At 60.0% G+C, this 22,749-nt stretch carries 21 protein-coding genes; 8 read left to right on the top strand and 13 right to left on the bottom strand.

Annotated elements, in window-relative coordinates; all coding sequences use genetic code 11:
- Nucleotides 1-95: 95 nt before the first annotated feature.
- On the bottom strand, nt 96-305 hold the full coding sequence (locus KGB27_RS25335; RefSeq protein WP_008035470.1) for a cold-shock protein: 210 nt from the start codon (nt 303-305) through the stop codon (nt 96-98).
- A gap of 235 nt (nt 306-540) precedes the next feature.
- Here KGB27_RS25335 and plsB point away from each other — a divergent pair, with 235 nt between their 5' ends.
- From plsB to KGB27_RS25320, 3 genes are all read left to right on the top strand, one after another.
- Entirely contained in the window at nt 541-3,042 is a 2,502-nt protein-coding gene (gene plsB, locus KGB27_RS25330; protein WP_223556743.1) for a glycerol-3-phosphate 1-O-acyltransferase PlsB, read from the top strand.
- Nucleotides 3,043-3,159: 117 nt separating this feature from the next.
- Nucleotides 3,160-3,558 carry a YbaY family lipoprotein gene (locus KGB27_RS25325; RefSeq protein ID WP_223556741.1) on the top strand — a complete coding sequence of 133 codons (399 nt, stop codon included), beginning with the start codon at nt 3,160-3,162 and terminating at the stop codon, nt 3,556-3,558.
- Between the two features lie 40 nt (nt 3,559-3,598).
- Nucleotides 3,599-4,288: a DUF4197 domain-containing protein gene (locus tag KGB27_RS25320; RefSeq protein WP_008039365.1), complete on the top strand. Its 690-nt coding sequence runs from the start codon at nt 3,599-3,601 to the stop codon at nt 4,286-4,288.
- A gap of 46 nt (nt 4,289-4,334) precedes the next feature.
- Here KGB27_RS25320 and KGB27_RS25315 read toward each other — a convergent pair whose 3' ends face one another.
- From KGB27_RS25315 to KGB27_RS25305, 3 genes are all read right to left on the bottom strand, one after another.
- On the bottom strand, nt 4,335-5,678 hold the full coding sequence (locus KGB27_RS25315; RefSeq protein ID WP_223556739.1) for a Fic family protein: 1,344 nt from the start codon (nt 5,676-5,678) through the stop codon (nt 4,335-4,337).
- Between the two features lie 178 nt (nt 5,679-5,856).
- Nucleotides 5,857-8,922, bottom strand: coding sequence for an efflux RND transporter permease subunit (locus KGB27_RS25310; protein ID WP_223556737.1), 3,066 nt, complete (start codon nt 8,920-8,922; stop codon nt 5,857-5,859).
- Between the two features lie 6 nt (nt 8,923-8,928).
- A complete protein-coding gene (locus tag KGB27_RS25305; protein WP_223556735.1) occupies nt 8,929-10,029 on the bottom strand; it encodes an efflux RND transporter periplasmic adaptor subunit in 1,101 nt (366 codons plus the stop codon).
- Between the two features lie 94 nt (nt 10,030-10,123).
- Here KGB27_RS25305 and KGB27_RS25300 point away from each other — a divergent pair, with 94 nt between their 5' ends.
- Nucleotides 10,124-10,759 (top strand): TetR/AcrR family transcriptional regulator, encoded by a 636-nt coding sequence (locus KGB27_RS25300; protein WP_223556732.1) that lies wholly within the window; start codon nt 10,124-10,126, stop codon nt 10,757-10,759.
- A 156-nt stretch (nt 10,760-10,915) separates the two neighbouring features.
- Here KGB27_RS25300 and KGB27_RS25295 read toward each other — a convergent pair whose 3' ends face one another.
- On the bottom strand, nt 10,916-11,698 hold the full coding sequence (locus KGB27_RS25295; protein ID WP_008035485.1) for a class I SAM-dependent methyltransferase: 783 nt from the start codon (nt 11,696-11,698) through the stop codon (nt 10,916-10,918).
- Nucleotides 11,699-11,792: 94 nt separating this feature from the next.
- Here KGB27_RS25295 and KGB27_RS25290 point away from each other — a divergent pair, with 94 nt between their 5' ends.
- Nucleotides 11,793-12,413 carry a hypothetical protein gene (locus KGB27_RS25290; protein ID WP_008035487.1) on the top strand — a complete coding sequence of 207 codons (621 nt, stop codon included), beginning with the start codon at nt 11,793-11,795 and terminating at the stop codon, nt 12,411-12,413.
- A 76-nt stretch (nt 12,414-12,489) separates the two neighbouring features.
- On the opposite strand, the gene KGB27_RS25285 is transcribed toward KGB27_RS25290, so the two are convergent.
- From KGB27_RS25285 to ppc, 6 genes are all read right to left on the bottom strand, one after another.
- Entirely contained in the window at nt 12,490-13,311 is an 822-nt protein-coding gene (locus KGB27_RS25285; RefSeq protein WP_223556730.1) for an oxaloacetate decarboxylase, read from the bottom strand.
- A 33-nt stretch (nt 13,312-13,344) separates the two neighbouring features.
- Nucleotides 13,345-14,205, bottom strand: coding sequence for a DUF72 domain-containing protein (locus KGB27_RS25280; protein ID WP_008039350.1), 861 nt, complete (start codon nt 14,203-14,205; stop codon nt 13,345-13,347).
- Nucleotides 14,205-14,510: a hypothetical protein gene (locus KGB27_RS25275; protein WP_008035498.1), complete on the bottom strand. Its 306-nt coding sequence runs from the start codon at nt 14,508-14,510 to the stop codon at nt 14,205-14,207. The genes KGB27_RS25280 and KGB27_RS25275 overlap by 1 nt, the downstream gene beginning before the upstream one ends.
- 231 nt (nt 14,511-14,741) lie before the next feature.
- Complete coding sequence (gene tsaB, locus KGB27_RS25270; protein WP_192228483.1) at nt 14,742-15,416, bottom strand: tRNA (adenosine(37)-N6)-threonylcarbamoyltransferase complex dimerization subunit type 1 TsaB; 675 nt, start codon at nt 15,414-15,416, stop codon at nt 14,742-14,744.
- 93 nt (nt 15,417-15,509) lie between these two features.
- Nucleotides 15,510-16,157, bottom strand: a complete 648-nt coding sequence (adk, locus tag KGB27_RS25265; protein ID WP_084321936.1) for an adenylate kinase — start codon at nt 16,155-16,157, stop codon at nt 15,510-15,512.
- A 286-nt stretch (nt 16,158-16,443) separates the two neighbouring features.
- Nucleotides 16,444-19,074, bottom strand: a complete 2,631-nt coding sequence (gene ppc, locus KGB27_RS25260) for a phosphoenolpyruvate carboxylase (protein ID WP_008024665.1) — start codon at nt 19,072-19,074, stop codon at nt 16,444-16,446.
- A gap of 201 nt (nt 19,075-19,275) precedes the next feature.
- Here ppc and KGB27_RS25255 point away from each other — a divergent pair, with 201 nt between their 5' ends.
- The 3 genes from KGB27_RS25255 to KGB27_RS25245 all read left to right on the top strand — a co-directional run bounded on the left by KGB27_RS25255 (nt 19,276) and on the right by KGB27_RS25245 (nt 21,234).
- Entirely contained in the window at nt 19,276-19,620 is a 345-nt protein-coding gene (locus tag KGB27_RS25255; protein ID WP_223556728.1) for a pilin assembly protein, read from the top strand.
- A gap of 363 nt (nt 19,621-19,983) precedes the next feature.
- Nucleotides 19,984-20,397, top strand: a complete 414-nt coding sequence (locus KGB27_RS25250) for a DUF4398 domain-containing protein (protein ID WP_223453185.1) — start codon at nt 19,984-19,986, stop codon at nt 20,395-20,397.
- Between the two features lie 48 nt (nt 20,398-20,445).
- Nucleotides 20,446-21,234, top strand: coding sequence for an OmpA family protein (locus KGB27_RS25245; protein WP_008024662.1), 789 nt, complete (start codon nt 20,446-20,448; stop codon nt 21,232-21,234).
- A gap of 189 nt (nt 21,235-21,423) precedes the next feature.
- Here KGB27_RS25245 and KGB27_RS25240 read toward each other — a convergent pair whose 3' ends face one another.
- Entirely contained in the window at nt 21,424-21,753 is a 330-nt protein-coding gene (locus KGB27_RS25240) for a hypothetical protein (protein ID WP_008039335.1), read from the bottom strand.
- Entirely contained in the window at nt 21,750-22,664 is a 915-nt protein-coding gene (locus tag KGB27_RS25235; protein WP_008034180.1) for an alpha/beta hydrolase, read from the bottom strand. Before KGB27_RS25235 ends, KGB27_RS25240 begins: the two co-directional genes overlap by 4 nt.
- Between the last annotated feature and the right edge of the window lie 85 nt (nt 22,665-22,749).

Raw genomic sequence — 22,749 nt, 5'->3', positions numbered from 1 at the left:
CGAGGCTTGCCCGCGAAGCTTTTGGCGTCAGTGATGACGCCTTCGCGGGCAAGCCTCGCTCCTACAGTGGGTTTTGGGTGATCTGGAGGGTGGGTTTACAACCCCACCACATCCTCAGCCTGCAAACCCTTCTCCCCCGTCACAACGCCGTACTCGACCTGCTGGCCTTCAGTCAGCGAACGATGCCCCTCACCGCGAATCGCGCGGTAGTGCACGAACACGTCCACCCCGTCCTCGCGCTGGATGAAACCATAGCCCTTGGCGTCGTTGAACCACTTCACGTTGCCGGTTTCGCGTGTTGCCATTTGTTCATACTCCCTTTTTATTATTGATCGGGCTTTTCGCAGGAAAGCCTCGGGAACGTCAGCCTGCGCATACCGGTCCCATGAGGGTGACGGCGACAGTGCGCCGAGTATATGTCAGACATTTAATCTCTCAATAGCACTTTGATTGCCGCTTTTTTGCCGATTTTCAGTGAATCCGGCACACTATCGACCGCCCGAGCAAACGCTCGGTTTATTCCACTCACGCAGAAGCCGTATGACCCGTTCCCCGTTCCGCCGTCTTGTGTTTGGCACCCTGCGCCGACTGCTCTATCTCTGGGTTCGCTCGGAGACGATCAATCAGTCGTCGTTCACCCTCAACCTCGACCGCAGCCGTCCGGTGTTCTACGTCCTGCAAAACCCTTCGCTGACCGACCTCGCCGTGGTCGACACCGAATGCAGCAAGGCCGGCCTGCCGCGCCCGGTGCTGCCGGTGTCTGTCGGCAATCTGCTGGAACCTGCCGCGTTCTTTTACCTGACACCGGAGCCCGACTGGCTCGGTCGCCAGGACAAACGCGGCGCGCCACCGACCCTGACCCGACTGGTCAGCGCCCTGAGCCAGAACGCTGCCGAAGACGCGCAGATCATTCCGGTCAGCGTGTTCTGGGGCCAGTCGCCGGACAGCGAATCGAGTCCATGGAAACTGCTGTTCGCCGATAGCTGGGCAGTTACCGGGCGCCTGCGCCGCTTGCTGAGCATCATCGTGCTGGGGCGCAAGACCCGCGTGCAATTCTCCGCGCCGATTCACCTGCGCGAACTGATCGAGCACAACAAGGGCCACGAGCGCACCGTGCGCATGGCCCAACGGATTCTGCGGGTGCACTTCCGCAACCTCAAAGCCGCGGTGATCGGCCCGGACATTTCCCACCGTCGCAACCTGGTCAAAGGCCTGCTCAACCAGCCGCTGGTCAAGCAAGCGATCCTCGACGAAGCCGAACGCGAGAATATCTCCCCGGAGAAAGCCAAGGCCCAGGCCCTGCGCTACGGCAACGAGATCGCCTCGGACTACACCTACACCGCGATCCGCTTCATGGAAGTGGTGCTGAGCTGGTTCTGGAACAAGATCTACGACGGCATCAAGGTCAACAACATCGAAGGCGTGCAGAAAGTCGCCCCGGGTTACGAAGTGATCTATGTGCCGTGCCACCGTAGCCATATCGACTACCTGCTGCTGTCCTATCTGCTGTTTCGCAACGGCCTGACCCCGCCGCACATCGCCGCCGGGATCAACCTCAACATGCCGGGGATCGGCGGCCTGCTGCGTCGCGGCGGTGCGTTCTTCATGCGCCGTACCTTCAAGGGCAACCCGCTGTACACCTCGGTGTTCAACGAATACCTGCACACCCTGTTTACCAAAGGTTTTCCGGTCGAGTATTTCGTCGAGGGCGGCCGCTCGCGCACCGGGCGCATGTTGCAACCGAAAACCGGGATGCTGGCGATCACCTTGCGCAGCTTCCTGCGCTCCTCGCGCATGCCGATCGTGTTCGTGCCGGTGTACATCGGCTACGAGCGCGTACTGGAAGGCCGGACTTACCTCGGCGAACTGCGTGGTGCGAGCAAGAAAAAAGAATCGATCTTCGACATCTTCAAAGTCATCGGCGCCCTTAAGCAGCGTTTCGGCCAGGTGGCGGTGAACTTCGGCGAGCCGATCAAACTGGCGGAATTCCTCGACAGCGAACAGCCAGACTGGCGTCAACAGGAACTCGGCCCGCAGTTCAAACCGGCCTGGCTCAACGAAACCACCAACCGCCTCGGCGAGAAAGTGGCGCAGCACCTGAACGAAGCGGCAGCGATCAACCCGGTCAACCTCGTGGCGTTGGCATTGCTGTCCACCAGTCGCTTGGCACTGGACGATCGTGCCATGGCGCGGGTGCTGGATCTGTATCTGGCGCTGCTGCGCAAGGTTCCGTACTCGCCGCACACTACGCTGCCGGAAGGTGACGGCCGCGCGTTGATCGAGCATGTGAAGGACATGGACCTGCTGTCCGAGCAAAGCGATGCGCTGGGCAAAATCCTCTATCTGGACGAGCAAAACGCCGTCCTGATGACTTACTACCGCAACAACGTGCTGCACATTTTCGCGCTGCCGGCGTTGCTCGCGAGCTTCTTCCAGAGTGCGTCGCGCATGAGCCGCGAGCAGATCCTGCGCTACACCCGCGCACTGTATCCGTACCTGCAATCGGAGCTGTTCATTCGCTGGTCGCTGGACGAACTGGATGCTGTGATCGATCAATGGCTCGAAGCGTTCGTCGAGCAAGGCCTGCTGCGTTTCGAGAACGACGTTTACCTGCGTCCGGCACCAAGCTCGCGGCATTTCGTGTTGTTGACGCTGCTGTCGAAGAGCATCGCCCAGACCTTGCAGCGCTTCTACATGACGGTTTCCCTGCTGCTCAACAGCGGCCAGAACAGCATCAGCGCCGAAGAACTGGAAGACCTCTGCACGGTCATGGCCCAGCGCCTGTCGATCCTGCATGGCTTAAACGCGCCGGAATTTTTCGACAAGAGCCTGTTCCGCCACTTCATCCAGACGATGCTCGACCTCGACGTGCTCAAGCGTGACGAGGCCGGCAAGCTGAGCTATCACGAACTGCTCGGCGAACTGGCCGAAGGTGCGGCGAAACGGGTGTTGTCGGCGGAGATCCGCTTGTCGATCCGTCAGGTGGCGTTGCATCGCAGTGAAGATGCGGCGGATCTGGTCGCCACGCTGCCCGAGACATAACGCAAAACCCTGTGGGAGCGGGCTTGCTCGCGAATGCGGTGTGTCATTCAGCAATGATGTGACTGATACACCGCATTCGCGAGCAAGCCCGCTCCCACATTGATACGGAGATAACCGATGAAAAAACTCTCTCTATTGGCCATGACCGCTTTGCTGGGGGCCTGTCAATCAATGCAACCCGCCGCCAAAACCAGCCTCGATGGCGAAGTCTTCTACCTGCAACGCATCGCCCTGCCGCCGGCTGCCACCCTGAGCGTCAGCTTGCAGGACGTATCGCTGGCCGACGCTCCTGCCGTGGTGCTCGACGAGCAGAAAGGCCCGGTCAAAGGCCAGGTGCCACTGCCGTTCCATCTGAGTTACGATCCGGCCGAGGTCAAACCCGGCCATCGTTATTCCGTCAGCGCGCGGATCGAAGTGAATGGCCAACTGATGTTCATCACCACCGAACATCACGCCGTACAACTGAATGGCAGCGACCCGCAGCCACTGAAAATTCGCGTCGACGCCGTCCGTTAATTCTTTTTTTGCTCATTTTTTTCCGAACAAGGAAGCCGCCATGTTCCGCCCTACCCTTCGCTTTGCCGGCCTGTGTGCAGGTTTGATGATTTCCGCCAGTGCCATGGCGCTGTCGCTCAGTGACTTGTCGCAAAAGGACGCTACCGGCGGCCTCAAGGATGCCCTGACCCAAGGCGCGCAACTGGCCGTGAAACAACTCGGTACGCCGGGCGGCTTCAGTAACAACCCGGACGTGAAGATCGAACTGCCGGGCAAACTGGGCAAGGTCGCCAGCAAAATGAAACAGTTCGGCATGGGTGATCAGGTCGATCAGCTGGAAACCAGCATGAACAAAGCGGCGGAAACGGCCGTGGTCCAGGCTCAGCCGATCCTCGTGGATGCCGTGAAGAAGATGACGGTCGACGATGCCAAGGGCATTCTCAGCGGCGGTAATGACTCCGCCACGCAATACCTGAACAAAACCAGCCGCGAACAGATCCGCGCCAAGTTCCTGCCGATCGTCAAACAAGCCACCGACCAGGTTGGCCTGGCCAAGCAGTACAACTCGTTCGCCGGACAAGCCGCGACCATGGGTGTGGTGGATGCGAAAAGCGCCAACATCGAAAGCTACGTGACCGAGCAGGCCCTGAACGGTTTGTTCGAGATGATCGGCAAACAGGAAGAAACCATTCGCCAGAACCCTGCGGCGGCGGCGACCAGTTTGGCGAAGAAGGTGTTTGGTTCGCTCTAAGCCTTAGTACAAGGCTCTGTGGGAGCAGGCATGCTCCCACACTGATTCAGGCCGATACAGGCCGTAGGAAAAACACCCACTCCCGCCCCACCTTCCTCTTCTCAAACACCTTCAAATCCGCCAGCCCGTTCAAGGTCGCCGACGCGGTGTTGTAAGAGCAGTTGAGATTTTCGTTCACATTAACTGCCGTAAATTCCTTGGCCATCCCGCTCTTGGCCACCTGGAATACGGCACGCTGCTTCTCGGTCAATTGCTCAAAAAAACCGGACGCCAACAACCAGCGATCAAAGCTGTCGGCGTACGCCAGACTTTTCCGATACGCCTTGGTGAAACCACTGACAGCACGCAAGACGACCGAACACTGGAAATCAATGAAGTACGTCAAGTCGAGGTCATCAGCTTCAGTGTTCAGGTAAGAGCGCCCGTACTTCACCGGCGCATTGCGCAACAAAATGCTGATCGCAATGTAACGAAAGGCAGAGAAGTCACTCTTGAACATGTACCAGTAGAACAACGCCCGCGCGACCCGCCCGTTCCCATCACGGAAAGGATGCTCATAGCCCAAGGCAAAATGCAGCGCGATGCCTTTGATCAGGGGATGAAGGTATTCCACGTGCTCAGGATCGTTGTGCGACTGGTTGATCCACTTCGCCAGCAACTGCAATCGTGACATCACTCCCGCAGCAGGAGGGGGCGTATGAACGGTGTTGCCTTCGCCATCCTGTACCACCACGTCATCATTGCCCCTGAACTCCCCTGGCGAGTATTGCGCATCATCAATGCCTTCGACGCCAACCCGGTGCATGTCCAAAATCAGCGCGACACTCAGGGGTTCATAACGTTTTTCCCAGGCGAAGTTCATCATTTTGAAATTGCCGATCACCATTCGCTCATCCGGCGTGCGCGGCCGGCGCTTGCGCTTGAGCATGTCCTTAGCCACACGCGTGGTCGTCGCTGCACCTTCGAGTTGGCTGCTGCTGATCGCTTCGTCTTCGATCAGATCATTCAACAGATAGCTGAAATGCGCATGCTCGCCGATCTGACTGGTCATGAATTCCAGTGCAGCCGTTGTGGTTTGTCGATCGACGGCGGAAACCGCCTTGTGCGCCAGCGGCGTGAGCATGAAGTTGCCCCACCGAACAGGCTCGCCCAGCGGCAAAAGACTTGAGTACTGTGCCGTTCTGGCTTTCTTTACCAGCGCCCAACACAGGTTCGAATCCAGCCCCGGCGCCCAGCGATAACGCAACTCATCGAAGGGAAGATAGCGTCCCTGATCATCCAGCGGTTTGAGCAGGGCGAGGTAATCCGAGAGGCGCTCTTTGTGGGGTGACTTCCCCAACAGGTCGAACACCGGATCGGTCCGCCCCTTCAGCTTCGGTGGCTTTTTCATTATTGCTGTCTCAAAACCTCATGAAACTGAGGCTTGAGTACAGCATTCAGGTCCCTCTGACTCAATATCAGAGGTTTCTGAAATAGTTGTAGGAGCCGGCTTGCCGGCGATCGCATCACCGCGGTGCATCAGATACACCACGGTGAATGGATCGCCAGCAAGCCGGCTCCTACAGGGGTCAGGCGGGTTCTTTTTTGATGCGGAACCATGCCGCATACAGCGCCGGCAAAAACAGCAACGTCAACGCCGTTGCGACAATCAATCCACCCATGATCGCCACCGCCATCGGCCCGAAGAACACGCTGCGTGACAGCGGGATCATCGCCAATACGGCGGCGAGCGCGGTCAGAACGATCGGCCGAAAACGACGCACCGTGGCTTCGATAATCGCCTGCCACGGTTTGAGCCCGGCGGCGATGTCCTGCTCGATCTGGTCTACCAGAATCACCGAGTTACGCATGATCATCCCGGACAGCGCGATGGTCCCGAGCATGGCCACGAAACCGAACGGCTGGCGGAACACCATCAGGAACAGGGTCACCCCGATCAATCCCAATGGCGCTGTAAGAAACACCATCACCGTGCGTGAGAAGCTTCGCAGTTGCAGCATCAACAACGTCAGCACCACAACGATGAACAGCGGCACACCGGCCTTCACCGAATTCTGCCCACGGGCGGAATCTTCCACGGTGCCGCCGACTTCCAGCAAGTAGCCGTCAGGCAGTTCCGCGCGGATCGGATCGAGCGTCGGCATGATCTGCTGCACCAGCGTCGCCGGTTGTTCCTTGCCATAGATATCGGCGCGGACCGTCACGTTCGGCAAGCGGTTGCGGTGCCAGATGATGCCTTCTTCAAAGCCGTATTCCAGCGTCGCGATCTGCGACAACGCCACGCTGCGACCGTTGTCGGTCGGCACCGCCAGGCTCGGCAGCAACGACAGTTCAGTGCGTTCATGCAACGTGCCGCGCAGCAGGATTTCGATCAACTCGTTGTCTTCGCGGTACTGACTGACGCTGGAACCGGTCAGCGAGCTTTGCAGAAACTTCGACAGATTCGCGGTGCTCACGCCGAGCGCGCGGGCGCGGTCCTGATCGACATTCAGATAAACCACTTTGCTCGGTTCTTCCCAGTCCAGGTGGACGTTGGCCACATGGGGATTCTCGCGAACCTTGGCCGCCACTTTTCGAGCCAGGGCGCGGACGTCCTCGATGTGTTCGCCGGTGACCCGGAACTGCACCGGATAGCCCACTGGCGGGCCGTTTTCCAGACGCGTCACCCGCGAACGCAGGGCCGGGAATTGCTCGTTGAGGGTTTCGATCAGCCAGGTGCGCAGGGTTTCACGGTCCTCGATGGTCTTGGCCAGGACGACAAACTGGGCGAAGCTCGCCGCAGGAAGTTGCTGATCCAGCGGTAGGTAAAAGCGCGGCGAACCGGTACCGACGTAGGCCACGTAATTATCAATGCCGGCGTGATCCTTCAGTAAACCTTCAAGGCGTTTAACCTCGTCGGCGGTGTTGCTCAGCGAAGCGCCTTCGGCCAGTTTCAGATCGACCATCAACTCCAGTCGTCCCGAGGCCGGGAAGAACTGCTGCGGTACAAAACGGAACAACACGATGGAGGCGATAAACAACACCACTGTCAACGTGATCACCGTTTTGCGCCAGCGCACGCACCACTCCACCAAGCGTCGGACACGTTCATAAAAAGGCGTGGCGTACGGATCAGGCTGACCAATGCCGTGTTTCGCTGCATGAATCTTCGCCAGGTCCGGCAGGAGTTTTTCCCCCAGATACGGCACGAAAACCACGGCGGCAATCCACGACGCCAACAGCGCGATGGTCACTACCTGGAAGATCGAACGCGTGTACTCGCCAGTACCCGATTGCGCAGTGGCAATCGGCAGGAAACCGGCGGCAGTGATCAGCGTGCCGGTGAGCATCGGGAACGCGGTGCTGGTCCAGGCGTAACTCGCGGCTTTGATCCGGTCAAAGCCCTGCTCCATTTTGATCGCCATCATTTCCACGGCGATGATCGCGTCGTCCACCAGCAAGCCCAACGCCAGCACCAGCGCGCCAAGGGAAATCTTGTGCAGGCCGATGCCCAGGTAATACATGCAGGCGAAGGTCATCGCCAACACCAGCGGAATCGCCAGCGCCACCACCATGCCGGTGCGTACGCCGAGGGAGAAGAAGCTCACCAACAGCACGATGGCCAGGGCTTCCACCAACACTTGGACAAACTCACCGACACCGGTTTTCACCGCGGCGGGTTGATCGGAAACCTTGCGCAGTTGCATGCCGGCCGGAAGGTTTTTCTGAATCCTGGCGAACTCGATTTCCAGCGCCTTGCCCAGAACCAGAATGTCGCCGCCTTCCTTCATCGCCACGGCCAGACCGATGGCGTCTTCGGCCATGAAACGCATGCGCGGCGCCGGAGGATCGTTGAAACCACGACGCACGTCCGCGACATCGGAGATACGGAACGTGCGATCACCGACGCGAATCGGGAAGTTCCTGATCTCTTCGACCGTCTGAAAATTCCCCGAAACCCGTAGCTGCAATCGCTCACTGGTGGTTTCAAAGAAACCGGCCGTGGACATCGCGTTCTGCTCTTCAAGTGCCTGCTGCACCGCCGCCAACGGCAAACCGAGGGTGGCGAGTTTGACGTTGGAGAGTTCGATCCAGACCTTCTCGTCCTGCAACCCGAGCAGGTCGACCTTGCCCACATCCTTGACCCGTTGCAGCTGAATCTGGATGCGGTCGGCGTAGTCCTTGAGCACCGCGTAATCAAAACCGTCGCCGGTCAGCGCGTAGATGTTGCCGAAGGTGGTGCCGAATTCATCGTTGAAGAACGGGCCCTGAATGCCCGGTGGCAAGGTATGACGAATGTCGCCAATCTTCTTGCGGACCTGGTACCAGAGATCCGGAATTTCCACCGAGTGCATGGAGTCACGCGCAACGAACGTCACCTGGGATTCACCCGGTCGAGAGAACGACACGATGCGCTCGTATTCGCCGGTTTCCATCAGCTTCTTTTCAATGCGTTCGCTGACCTGGCGCGACACTTCCTCGGCGGTGGCCCCCGGCCAGTTGGTGCGGATCACCATGGCCTTGAAGGTGAACGGAGGGTCTTCGCTCTGGCCCAGTTTGGTGTAGGAAAGTGCGCCGACGATGGCCAGCAACAGCATCAGGAACAGTACGATCTGGCGGTTACGCAACGCCCATTCGGAAAGATTGAAACCCATCAGGTATTACTCCTTGCCCGCTAGATTGACCACGCGGTTGGAGCGATCCACCGGGCGCACTTGCTGCCCGTCGTGAAGCACATGCACACCGGCCGCCACCACCCAGTCACTGGCGTTCAGGCCTTCGAGCACCGGCACGGTTTTCTCGCCGAACGGGCCGACCCGGACCGGGGCTTTCTTCAGGGTGTTGTTGGCGCTGAGCACCCACACGTAGGTGGCACCGTTTTCGGCGGTAACCGCCGAGAGCGGTACCGACAGCGCCACGACGTCGGCAGTCTGGATAAACACCCGGGCGCTCTGGCCGAGCTCGGCCGGAACCTTGCCGGCGGTAAACGCAATGCGGGCGGCGAAGGTGCGGGATTTCGGGTCGGCGGCGGGCGACAGCTCGCGGATGCGCCCGGCAAAACGCTGGTCAGGTTGGGTCCAGAGTTCCACCGACACCGGCTGGCCGACCTTGAAACGACCGAAGCTCTGTTCCGGCAGGCTGATCAACACTTCGCGCTCGCCATCGGTGGCGAGGGTAAACACGGTTTGACCGGCGGCGACAACTTGCCCGACTTCCACCGCACGCTTGGCCACGACGCCGTCCTGCGGCGCACGCAGCATGGCGTAGCTGGCCTGGTTGGTCGAGACGTTGAATTCGGCCTTGATCTGCTTCAGGCGCGCTTCACCGGATCTGTATAGATTTTCGGAATTGTCGTACTGCGAGCGGCTGACCATCTGACGATCCATCAGGGTCTTGTAGCGATCGCGCTCGGCACGTACGAGATTGAGATTGGCTTCGGCAGCCGCGACCTGAGCGCGGGTGGCTTCCAGTTGCAGGCGGACGTCCTGGGGATCGAGTTCGGCCAGCGGTTGATCGGCCTTGACCCGCTGTCCTTCTTCGACCAGTCGTCGGCTGACTTTGCCGCCAATGCGAAACGCCAGATCCGGCTCGTAGCGAGCACGGACTTCACCGGGATAGCTTTCCATCGCCTGTGCCGAAGGCTCTGGCTGCACCACCATGGCCGGTCGGACGGTGACTTGCGGTGCCTCTTCGTGACCACACGCAGACAATAAAAGCGCCAGACTGACTGGCAATGCGAGGGGCAAGGCATAGCGGAACATGGTGAAGGACCTTTCGCTAATGGTGCTTGGAATAATTATACTGACCAGTATGTTATTAATAGCAAACTCACCAGTCCAGTATTAAAAGCGAATAATGCCGAACAACTTTTCAGCACCCAATGGTCCGGGCCGTCCCAAGGATCTGGCCAAACGCCAGGCAATCCTCGATGCGGCGAAAATCCTGTTCCTGAGCAATGGCTATGCGAGCACCAGCATGGACGCCGTCGCGGCCGAAGCTGGCGTGTCGAAGCTGACCGTCTACAGCCATTTCAACGACAAGGAGACACTGTTCTCCGCCGCCGTTGTCGCCAAATGCGAAGAACAATTGCCTACGCTGTTTTTCGAATTGCCTGACGGCATTTCAGTGGAAACGGTGCTGTTGAATATCGCGCGCGGCTTTCATCACCTGATCAACAGCGATGAATCGGTGAACCTGCACCGGTTGATGATGACGCTGGGCAGCCAGGACCCGAAACTCTCGCAGATCTTCTTCGAGGCCGGGCCGGAACGCATGCTGCACGGCATGGAACGGCTGCTGACCAAGGTTGATCAGAGCGGTGTGTTGAGCATCGACAAGCCACGTAACGCTGCCGAGCATTTCTTTTGCCTGCTCAAGGGCGCGGGGAATTTCCGGTTGTTGTATGGCTGTGGCGAACCGTTGACCGGGGATGCGGCGGAGGAGCATGTGCGGGAAGTGGTGGAGTTGTTTATGCGGGCTTATCGTCCCTAGTCAGCCTGATAGATTGATATCGTTCTAACGGACGCCTTCGCGGGCAAGTCGAATCGTCGCACCGCTCGCTCCTACAGGGTAGTGTCGTTCGCAAAAAATGTGATCGACTCTAAATCTGTAGGAGCGAGGCTTGCCCGCGAAGGGCGCGACTCGGTCTTAAGGCTTGAGCGCCTTCTTCGGATAAATGTCATACCGACTGGATTTCCCGTCCAGCGCATGACTCGGCTTCGGCCCGGCAATGCACGGTGCCTTGCGCGGACGCTTCACCACCACCCGGTGGCTGGCCAATGCCAACGCCGCTTCGAGCAACGCCGGTGCATCCGGGTCATCCCCCACCAACGGCCGGAACAGGCGCATTTCCTTCTTCACCAGCGCAGTTTTCTCACGATGGGGAAACATCGGGTCGAGGTAGATGACCTGCGGTGGCTCGCCTTCCCAGTTGCGCATGACTTCGATCGAGTTGCCCTTGAGCAATCGCATGCGCGCCACAATCGACGCCACGTCGAAATCTTCCGCGCCGCGTGCCAGACCATCTTCAAGCAAGGCGCCGATCAGCGGCTGACGCTCGATCAGGCTCATCTCACAACCCAGGCTCGCCAGCACGAACGCGTCCTTGCCCAGCCCCGCCGTGGCGTCCAGCACCCGCGGACGCACGCCCTGGGCGATGCCGACCGCCTTGGCGATCATCTGACCGGTGCCACCGCCGAACAAGCGGCGATGGGCGGCGCCACCCTCGACGAAGTCCACCCGCACCGGTCCCGGTGCGTCCGGGCCGAGTTGTTGCAGTTGCAAACCCTGTTCACCCACCTGCAAGGCAAATTCGCCGTCATCGACCTGCAAAGGCAGGCCCAGGCGCTCGGCCCATTGCTCGGCCTGTGGCTGAAAAGCCGTGCCCAGGGCCTCGACATGGATGCGGCAAGCCGCCGGTTGCTCAATCATGGGAAAACACGCTCAAAAAAATTAATGATCGGCAGAAACGGCCGATAACAAAACTAACGAGCATTTTGCCAGAGCTGAGCGTCGACCGAGAGAAATGTCAGACATTCAACGCACATCGATAGGTTACATCTCGCCCCACGGCGATTTTGGCCTGCGAAACTCCCAAGCACTGAGCGGCGTCAGTCACCTGTGGCAGGATTTCTTTGCCCAGGCCCTGGCCGATCAGTCGGGCGATGTCGTGCCGGCGTCTCTCAACTTTCCACCGGTCGATCTCGAAAGCCCGGAAGAACCCACGGTTGGCAGCGAACTGCTGGCGCACATCGTTTCCCAGCGCGAATGCGATGTGAAGGAAACCCAGGTCAAGCCACCCGAGCCGCTGTTCCTGCCGATCGCCGAGTTCGAAATGGACCTGGCCGACAAACCATTCCCACCGTTCCCACCGGAAGAAATCGCTGCCCAGCAAAAGCAGCAGAACTTCGAAAGCGGCTGGGTTCGCCCGATCGTACTGACGGCCGGGCAACCCGTGCCAGAAGCCGGCCCGGCACCGCAACCACGCCCACTGCACCTGCCGATCGCCGAATTCGAAATGGACCTGCTGGACAAGCCATTCCCGCCGTTCCCGCCGGAAGAACTGGCGGAACAACAGAAAAACTTCGATTTCGATATCGGCTGGGCGCGCCCGATCGTGCTGCAGAACCTGCGCATCGCCGCCTGACCCTCAGCGACACCCTCTCCTCACGCAGCCGCATCAGTTTGTAGCGGGTGAGCGATCACCCGCAAAAACCGCGTTGTCAGCCTTTGAACAATTGATTGGCCTGTGCGTACGGCATCGACCGCGAGGTAAAGCCGAACGTGCCCGAAGTCTTGATCTCTTCGGCCGCTCGGTAGAATTCGCCAAGCGCTGCCAGCGCGAGCGCCGAACTGACGCTGATGCGCTTGACGCCCATTTCGCTCAACTGCTCGACCGTCAGTTTCAACCCGCCGGACATCAACACATTGACCGGTTTCGGCGCCACGGCGCGCACCACCGCCAACACGTCTTCAGCACTGCGCAATCCCGGCGCATAGAGCACGTCGGCGCCCGCTTCGGCAAAGGCCTGCAAGCGGCGAATGGTGTCGTCCAGATCGGGATTGCCATGCAGAAAATTCTCGGCCCGGGCCGTCAACGTGAACGGGAACGGCAAACTGCGGGCGGCGGCGACGGCGGCTTCGATTCGCGCCACTGCATGCTCGAAGCAGTAAATCGGCGCGTCTGCACGTCCCGTGGCGTCCTCGATCGAACCACCGACAGCGCCTGCTGCAGCGGCTCGCAGAATACTTTGGGCGCATTCGGCGGGGTCGTCGGCAAAACCGTTTTCCAGATCGACCGCAACCGGCAGGTCCGTCGCCGCGACAATCGCCCGAACGTTCGCCAGGGTATCGTCCAGCGTCAGCCCGCCATCGGGTCGCCCCTGAGAAAAGGCAAAACCGGCACTGGTGGTCGCCAGCGCCTCGAAGCCCAGGTTGGCGAGCATTTTCGCCGAGCCGGCGTCCCACGGGTTGGGAATGACAAAAGCCCCGGCGCGTTCATGCAGTGCTTTGAAGGCTTGGGCTCGAAGGGTTTGCGCATCCATTGGCAGGCTCCTGAAAAAGGCAGGGAATCCGCCTCAGAGCAGGCCAAGTTGCTCCGCGGCGGGCTCTCTGTATAGCTCAGGCAGCGGCGGCAAGCCAGGTAAACGCAGCATCAGCTTTGCGTGAAAACGTTGCGCCAGTTTCGCCGCCAGCAGGTTGTCGGCGGTGTGCAGGAAGATATACGGCGTGCGCCCTTCTTCGATCCACAAGGCGATTTTCTCGACCCAGGGCACCAGGAACGGGTCGTTGGCTTCCAGTTGCGGATGGCCGATGAAGCGCACTTGCGGGAATTGCGTGAAGGCCGCCGGACGTGGCGGAACCCTGGGTTTCTTCGATTGGGCGTGGAGCACCGAAGGATCGGTGGACGTGCAACTGAACAACGCCCGCGGATCGAGGCAGATACGTTCGACCCCGCGATCCAGCAGCAGGCGATTGAGCGAGCGCTCGGCCTCACCCTTGGCGAAGAAATCGTCATGCCGCACTTCGATGGCCAGCGGCCGATCCACTGCGTCGATAAAACCCGCCAGCTCGTGCAATCGTTGTGGCGTGAAACTTTTCGACAACTGCAACCACAGCGGCGACACCCGCTCGCCCAAAGGGCTGAGCAATTGCAGGAAGGTTTCGGTGGCGGTCAATTGTTCGCGCAGGTCACCGCCGTGGCTGATGTCGCCGGGGAATTTGGCGGTGAAGCGAAAGTGTTCGGGCATGGTCTCGGCCCAACGCTGCACGGTGCTGGCAGCCGGGCTCGCGTAGAAGGTCGTGTTGCCTTCCACGGCGTTGAATACTTGAGAATACAGATTGAGAAATTCGGAGGTTTTCGCGTCTTGCGGATAAAGGTAATCGCGCCAGGCGTTTTCACTCCAGGACGGGCAGCCGAGGTAGTAAGGCAGCCGCATCAGATATACAGGTCGAGACCCATCACATCCGAATCCCAATCGACAAAATTGGCGGTGCTGAGGTAGCTGGCCAGGGCCATCGCGACGCTTTTGCTCATGGCGCGGTGGTAAATCATGTCTTGCTGGCGCGCCGGCAGATTGCTCAGGCGCTGCGCGGAGGCTTTGGCAGCGCGGGCGGCCATTTGCTCTTCCGAAGGGAATTCCAGCTCGCCCTCGATATCGACGGAATCGTCCTCAACCACATGCCCTTTGCGAGGCTTGCGCTTGATGGGGTAGGACTGAGAAGAAAGGCCGTCTATGCGCATAATGTCATGCTCGGTATCAGTGATGGCAGTTTAGTGGCGCATAGCCCACTTCGCAAACCGCTTGGTGATAACTAGAACACAGAATTGCGAAAAGGTTTAAAGGCGGGGGGATAAAACGACGATTGGTGTTGGTCGGGAGACCGCCATCGCTGGCAAGCCAGCTCCTACAAGGTTAGCGATAATCCTGTAGGAGCTGGCTTGCCAGCGATAGGGCCGACTCGGTGCCGGAAATCAACGCGCCTTGGGCGTCGCAACCTTGTCCCGCAGATAAACCGGCTGCGCCTCGTCCGCCACAATCGCTTCACCCCGTTCCCAGGCAAATCGCGCCAGGGTCAGCAGGTCTTCGGCGTGAGGCAGCATGCCCGCGTCCTGACCGCTCAGGCTGACGGCGATGCGTTCGGCATAACCCCAACCGGTGCCGGCGCCAAACCAGTCACCGCTGGCATCCGCCGGCAACGCCGCCACTTCCGGCGGCAATACGGCTTCGTTGCCGACCAGACGCATCTCACCCGCCGTTTCGCGGTAGCAGCCCCAGTACACTTCATCCATGCGCGCATCGATGGCGGCCGCGACCTGGCTCACACCGTGTTCGCGATACGCCCGCTGCGCCAGCACCGCCAGGTTCGACACCGGCAGGACCGGACGATCCAGGGCAAACGCCAGGCCCTGTACCACGCCGATGGCGATACGCACGCCAGTGAATGCGCCCGGCCCACGGCCAAAAGCGATGGCATCGACCGCTTGCAAGGTGGTCCCGGCGTCGGCGAGCAATTGCTGGATCATCGGCAACAGCTTCTGCGCATGCAGGCGCGGGATCACCTCGTAATGGCTCGTCACTTTGCCGTCATGCAGCAAGGCAACGGAGCAAGCTTCAGTCGCGGTGTCCAGGGCCAGCAAGGTGCTCATCGATGTTTCCGTAAGAGAGGTCAGAAAAAGTGCGCCAGTATAAACAACTACGGCCCGCAAGCGGGCCGTAGAAGATGAAGCGGTTCAGACTTTTCAGCTCAGCGCTTCAAGCACCTTGCCAGTGATCGCTTCAACCGAACCGACGCCAGCAATGTGGCTGTACTTCGGTTTGCCTTGAGCCGCCGACAGCTTCTGGTAGAAATCCACCAGTGGCTTGGTCTGCGAGTGGTAGACCGACAGGCGATGACGCACGGTTTCTTCAGTGTCGTCCTTGCGCTGCACCAGATCTTCACCGGTGATGTCGTCTTTACCAGCAATTTTTGGCGGGTTGTAGACGGTGTGGTACACGCGGCCGCTGGCCTCGTGAACGCGACGACCAGCGATACGCTGAACGATTTCTTCGTCATCGACCGCGATTTCGACCACGTGGTCCAGCTCGACGCCGGCCTTCACCAGGGCTTCAGCCTGAGGAATGGTGCGCGGGAAACCGTCGAACAGGAAACCGTTGGCGCAATCCGCCTGGCTGATGCGTTCCTTGACCAGATTGATGATCAGGTCATCGGAAACCAGGCCACCGCTGTCCATGACGCTCTTGGCGATCAGGCCCAGCTCGGTGCCGGCCTTGACCGCAGCACGCAGCATGTCGCCGGTGGAGATTTGCGGGATGCCGAACTTTTCGGTGATGAACTTAGCCTGAGTACCTTTACCGGCCCCGGGAGCTCCCAGCAGAATGACGCGCATCGATGTGCTCCTCAATTTTTATATAGATAACAAAGGATTCGCCTCGTGGGGCCAATCTCAAAACAGGGTCGTGACCGCCCAAACGGCCAAAGGCTGATCAAGATACACAGCAGATCCTACGCACACAAGCCGTCGAAAGTCGGAGAAACCCGCGCCTTGCGTGACCTTGCGACGGGGTACCCCAAGTCGCAACCCCATCATTAAGTGTCGCCTTGCAGCACTTTCCAACCCCGCGCAAACCGGCACTCGACGCCCGCGTCGAGTGCCCGAACCCACGACGAAAACCTTAGCCGGTATTTCGCAAACCGGCGGCAATCCCCGCCACAGACACCAGCAACGCCTGTTCTACCGGGCTGCCCTGCGCCACTTCCTGCAGGCGCGAACGTGCCAGCAACTCGGCCTGCAATAGATGAAGCGGGTCGAGGTAGGTGTTGCGCAAGCGGATGAATTCGAGGGTAGCTGGGCTATGTGCCAGTAGCTGCGACTGACCGGTCAACCCCAGAACAATCGAACACGCCTGCGACAATAGGTCGCGTAAGTGCGCACCCAAAGGCAGCAGATCCGGCTCAACCAGCCGCTCATCGTAGGAGCGGGCGATATCCGCGTCGGCCTTGGCCAGGACCATCTCCAGCATGTCGATGCGCGTGCGGAAGAACGGCCACTGCTCGCGCATTTGCCCCAGCAGCTCGCCTTCGCCGCGCGCCAGCGCCTTGCTTAACGCGGCTTCCCAGCCGAGCCAGGCCGGCAACATCAAGCGGGTCTGGGTCCAACCGAAGATCCACGGGATCGCCCGCAGGCTTTCGATCCCGCCGGCGCGGCGCTTGGCCGGGCGACTGCCCAGTGGCAGGCGCCCCAACTCCTGCTCCGGGGTGGACTGGCGGAAATACTCGACGAATTGCGGATTTTCCCGCACCACGGCGCGGTAAGCACTGACACCGTCTGCCGCCAATTCGTCCATCAAATGGCGCCAGGCGGGTTGCGGTGGTGGCGGTGGCAACAACGTCGCCTCCAGCACCGCCGCCAGGTACAGGTTGAGATTTTGCTCGGCGATGTCCGGCAGGCCGAATTTGAAACGAATCATTTCCCCCTGCTCGGTGGTGCGGAAACGCCCCGCCACCGACCCCGGCGGCTGCGACAGAATCGCCGCGTGCGCCGGACCGCCACCACGCCCCACGGTGCCACCGCGACCGTGGAACAACAGCAGTTCCACTTGCTGCTCGCGGCAGATGTCGACCAGACGCTCCTGCGCCCGATATTGCGCCCAGGCTGCCGCCGTGGTGCCGGCGTCCTTGGCTGAGTCGGAATAGCCGATCATCACTTCCTGCGGGCCTTGCAGGCGCGCACGATAACCCGGCAGCAGCAACAGTTTTTCAATCACCGGGCCGGCGTTATCAAGGTCGGCAAGGGTTTCGAACAGCGGCACCACACGCATCGGCCGCAATACACCAGATTCTTTGAGCAACAGTTGCACAGCCAGCACGTCGGAAGCGGCGCCGGCCATGGAGATCACATACGAACCAAGCGAAGCGCCCGGTGCGGCGGCGATTTCCCGGCACGTGGCGAGCACTTCAGCGGTGTCGGCGGAGGGTTTGAAGTAAGTCGGCAACAACGGCCGACGGTTGTTCAACTCGCGCATCAGGAAGGCGATGCGCTCCTCTTCGCTCCAGTCTTCGTAGCGACCGAGGCCAAGGTAATCGGTGATTTCCGTCATCGCCGCCGTGTGACGGGACGAGTCCTGGCGCACATCGAGGCGCACCAGGAACAAGCCGAAGGTCACCGCACGACGCAGGCAATCGAGCAGCGGCCCATCAGCGATCACGCCCATGCCGCACTCATGCAGCGACTGGTAGCAGAGCTCCAGCGGGTCGAGCAAATCGCGGTTGTTTTGCAGCACATCGGCGGGGGCCGGCGTGGCGGTTGTCAAGGATGTGTGGGCCCAGCTTCGAGTGGCGCGCAGGCGTTCACGCAGCTGTTTAAGGACGGCACGATAGGGTTCGGCGCTGTCGCCGGCCTTGGCTTTCAGCGCGTCGCTGGCTTGTTGCATCGACAGCTCGGCGGCGAGGTGATCGACATCGCGCACGTACAGATCGGCGGCCATCCAGCGTGCCAGCAGCAATACCTCACGGGTCACGGCAGCCGTGACGTTGGGGTTGCCATCACGGTCGCCGCCCATCCACGAAGCAAAGCGAATCGGCGCGGCTTCCAGCGGCAAATGCAGGCCGGTGGCGTCATGCAGGGCTTTATCGGCCTTGCGCAAATAGTTCGGGATCGCTTGCCACAGCGAATGCTCGATCACCGCGAAACCCCATTTGGCTTCGTCCACCGGAGTCGGGCGGGTGCGACGGATTTCTTCGGTGTGCCAGGCTTCGGCGATCAGGCGCTGCAATTTCGATTGAATCTGCTCGCGCTCGGCGCTGGTCAGGTCGCGGTGATCCTGAGCGGCAAGTTGCGCGGCGATGGCGTCGTATTTCTGGATCAGCGTGCGGCGCGCGACTTCGGTCGGGTGCGCAGTCAACACCAGTTCGATTTCCAGGCGCCCCAACTGTCGTGCCAGGGATTCGGCCGCATGACCTTCGGCCAGCAGGCGCGTTAGCAACTCCGGCAACACGCGCGCCTCGAACGGCGCGGGCTGGGACTCTTCGCGGCGATGGATCAGTTGATATTGCTCGGCGATGTTCGCCAGATTGAGAAACTGGTTGAACGCCCGCGCCACCGGCAGCAACTCGTCTTCGCTCAGCTGATTGAGGCTGGCGCTCAGTTCGGCGTCCATCGAACCGCGACGGTCGGCCTTGGCGCCTTTGCGGATCTGCTCGATCTTGTCGAGAAAATCGTCCCCGTACTGTTCACGAATGGTGTTGCCCAACAGCTCACCCAACAGGTGAACATCCTCGCGCAAGCGTGCATCAATATCGGTCATCAGCCGTTCTCCAGCGAAAAATCCGGGGTGCCTTGTGGTTCAAGAGTGCCGCCGTAAAGCGCTTCTTACAAGCACACGACGAAGGGACTTTAAACCCCGGGCACGCAAGCTAGTCTGAAGAGTAAGCCGCACAACGGCTTTCGCCGGCCATGGCCGGACACTTACCCGGCCTGCTACGAACAGGCGTGCCATGAGGTTTTTATGAAAATCCGCGAGCTTGCCCATCATTGGGAAGAAAACGCCAAGGGTCGCCTGACCGACACCGGCTACTCGATTCATCTGGATGTGGAGGCCGCCGCGCGCTTGGCGGCGATCATCGAGATGTACCCCAAGCGGCACCCTGAAGAACTGCTCGGCGAGTTGATCGGCGCGGCGCTCGAAGAGCTGGAAAAGAGCTTCCCGTACGTGAAAGGCTCGACCGTCGTGGCCACCGACGAAGAAGGCGATCCGCTGTACGAAGACATCGGCCCGACCCCGCGTTTTCTCGCGCTGTCCCGGCGGCATTTGCACGATTTGTCGTCTGGTGAGGACAAGCAGAAACACTGAATTTGCAGCAGAACCTGTGGGAGCGAGCTTGCTCGCGATAGCGGTGTGTCAGGCGACATCAATGTTGAATGTAAGCCGCCATCGCGAGCAGGCTCGCTCCCACATTTGACCTGCGTGACTTTCAACAATTGCGTGTTTCCGCCCTTGGAATACCCCCTCCTATCGCCAAAGTTCCCGATTTAGAGCCTTGTCCGTTCGGTCAAAGTTTTTTCGGGCGACAGGCCATATTCTCTGAACTTTTAAAAAATGCCTCGGGTCGTAACCAGTAACCACGCCTGGGACGGCCGTTTCAAAACGCTTCGGAAATTGATGGTTGCGGCTCCTTGCCCAGGATGGATGTTCAGTTTTTCAGGAGTTATTCCAATGGAGTTGAAGACCATGAAGATCAACACTGCCAAGCCCGCTTCCACCCCCCTGCGCAGCCTGAAACTGGCCGCCCTGGCCATCGGCAGCAGCTTCGTTCTGGCCGGTTGCGCCGGTAACCCGCCGACCGAGCAATACGCCGTGACCCAATCGGCCGTAAACAGCGCCGTCAGCGCGGGCGGCACCGAATTCTCGGCGGTTGAGATGAAGTCCGCCCAGGACAAACTCAAACAAGCCGAAATCGCGATGCACGACCAAAAGTACGACGAAGCCCGAGTGCTCGCCGAACAGGCCGAGTGGGACGCGCGCGTCGCCGAACGCAAAGCCCAGGCGATCAAAGCCGAACAGGCGGTGAAGGACTCTCGGATAGGGGTTCAGGAACTGCGTCAGGAAAGCCGGCGCACCGTGCAGTAAGCGCCGCCACGACGTACTTCTTACTCGACTTAAAAGGACGATACCCACATGCGCAATCAATTGATGATCCCTGCCCTGCTGGCCGCAAGCGTTGCACTGGCTGCCTGCTCGACGCCGCCTAATGCGAACCTTGAACAGGCCCGCACCAACTACAGCGGCCTGCAAGCCAACCCGCAGGCGAGCAAAGTCGCGGCACTGGAAACCAAGGACGCCAGCGATTACCTGGACAAGGCCGACAAGGCTTATCTGGACAAGCGAGACGCGAACGAAGTCGACCAACTGGCCTATCTGACCAATCAGCGTGTTGAAGTGGCGAAGCAAACCATCGCCCTGCGCACCGCTGAAGCCAACCTGAAGAACGCTGCCGCACAGCGCGCCCAGGCACGTCTGGATGCTCGCGATGCGCAGATCAAACAGTTGCAGGACAGCCTGAACGCCAAGCAGACCGATCGCGGTACGCTGGTAACCTTTGGTGATGTGTTGTTCGCAACCGACCGTGCCGACCTGAAGTCCAGCGGCCTGGCGAACATCAACAAACTGGCGCAGTTCCTTCAGGAAAACCCGGACCGCAAGGTGATCGTCGAAGGCTACACCGACAGCACCGGCACGGCGTCGCACAACCAGTCGCTGTCCGAGCGTCGCGCCGGTTCCGTGCGCATGGCACTGGTGAAAATGGGCGTTGATCCTGCGCGCATCGTTGCCCAGGGTTATGGCAAGGAATACCCGGTTGCTGAAAACGGCGACGCTTCGGGTCGTGCCATGAACCGCCGTGTAGAAGTGACCATTTCCAACGACAACCAGCCGGTGATCCCACGTTCGGCGGTGAGTGCCAACTAAGCTTCATGCCTGAACGCAAAAGCCCCGCCTGATCGGATCAGGCGGGGCTTTTTGTTTTCGCGGTTTGGCAGAACACCGTGTCGCGCCCATCGCCAGCAAGCCGGCTCCTACAGGATCAACACAAACCTGTAGGAGCCGGCTTGCTGGCGATGAAGGCAACGCGGTCTGTGTGATTTAACCGCGTTACAGTTACTGCTCCAGCTTCTGCGGGGTTTCCTGGCCCATGCAGCGCACGGCTTTTTTCTTGTTGTTGACCAATACGCCGGTCAGGCCTTTCTGTTCGGTGTCGAACATCACCAGCACGCCATCGATGCACTGGGCCACTTGTGGAGCCGGTTCCAGGGAGACTTTGTAGTCTTCGCCCGGCACGGTCTTGAGCATGGTGAAGTCGCTGAGCAGCAGCGCATCTTCGGGTTTGGCGAAGTGCAGGTAACCGTAGTACCACAAGGCCCCGACGGTGCCGAGGATGCTGCAGATACCGGTGATGATCAGCGGGATGGCGTTACGTTCTTCACTCATTGCGGACTCTCTGGTGGTTCATCTTCTGAATTCGGGGGTGCCGGGTAGTTGGGAATTTCACCCAAGCGGCGCAGGCCATTGAAATGCTGCGGGTCATCAAGGTATCGCAGCATGACCTTGCGCCAGACCGGGTCGGCGAACGTCTGCACATGTCCACCACGGGTCAGTTGCAGCACTCGCGGCGGCGGCGCAGCTTGATACAGACGGATGCCGTTGGAAAGGGGCACGATCGGATCGTCGATGCTGTGATAGATCAGTTTCGGCACGCCGTTGAGCTGCGTCATCGAGTGGATCGCGCTGTCACCGTCCGGCACCAGCCACGACAACGGCACCTGGAACGCCCACGTCAGCCAGGAATTGCTCAGGGCGAATTGGCCGATGCTACGATAACTGGCGGGCACGCCATCGAGGACGAAGGCCTTGAGTTGTTTCTGGCGTTCGGGATGCTGAACCAGGTAATGCACGGCCATTGAGCCGCCCAGACTTTGCCCGAGCAGGATCAACGGTTTGCCTTTGACCTCCGGCGCCTGGTCGAGCCACTTGAACGCCGCGTCGATGTCCTGATAGATCGCCGGCAAACTCGGTTCGCCTTCGGACAAACCGTAACCGCGATAATCGATCAGCAGCACTTGATAGCCTTCCTCCGGCAACCACCAGCTGCCGCCCAGATGCATCGGCAGATTGCCGCCGTTGCCGTGCAGGTGCAGCACCGTGCCTTTGACTTCGACGCCTTTTTTCGCCGGCAGCCACCAGCCGTGCAGCTTGAGGCCATCGGCCGTGGTGAGGGTGACGTCGCGGTATTCGAGTTTGGCTTTTTCCGGGGTGAACAGCTGTCCGGGCTCGGGGTAGAACAGCAAAGAGCTGCACCCGCCGAGGGTTAGAAGCAGGAAGAGGATGCCGAGGATTCTCATCCGTTGAAACCTCGCTTTTAGGATTGATAGCAAGTCCTGTAGGAGCGAGGCTTGCCCGCGAAGGCGGAATAACATTCAACAGGCA

This window comes from Pseudomonas sp. BF-R-01 (assembly GCF_019946615.1).
Classification (GTDB): domain Bacteria; phylum Pseudomonadota; class Gammaproteobacteria; order Pseudomonadales; family Pseudomonadaceae; genus Aquipseudomonas; species Aquipseudomonas migulae.
This window is presented reverse-complemented; position numbering and strand designations above follow the sequence as displayed.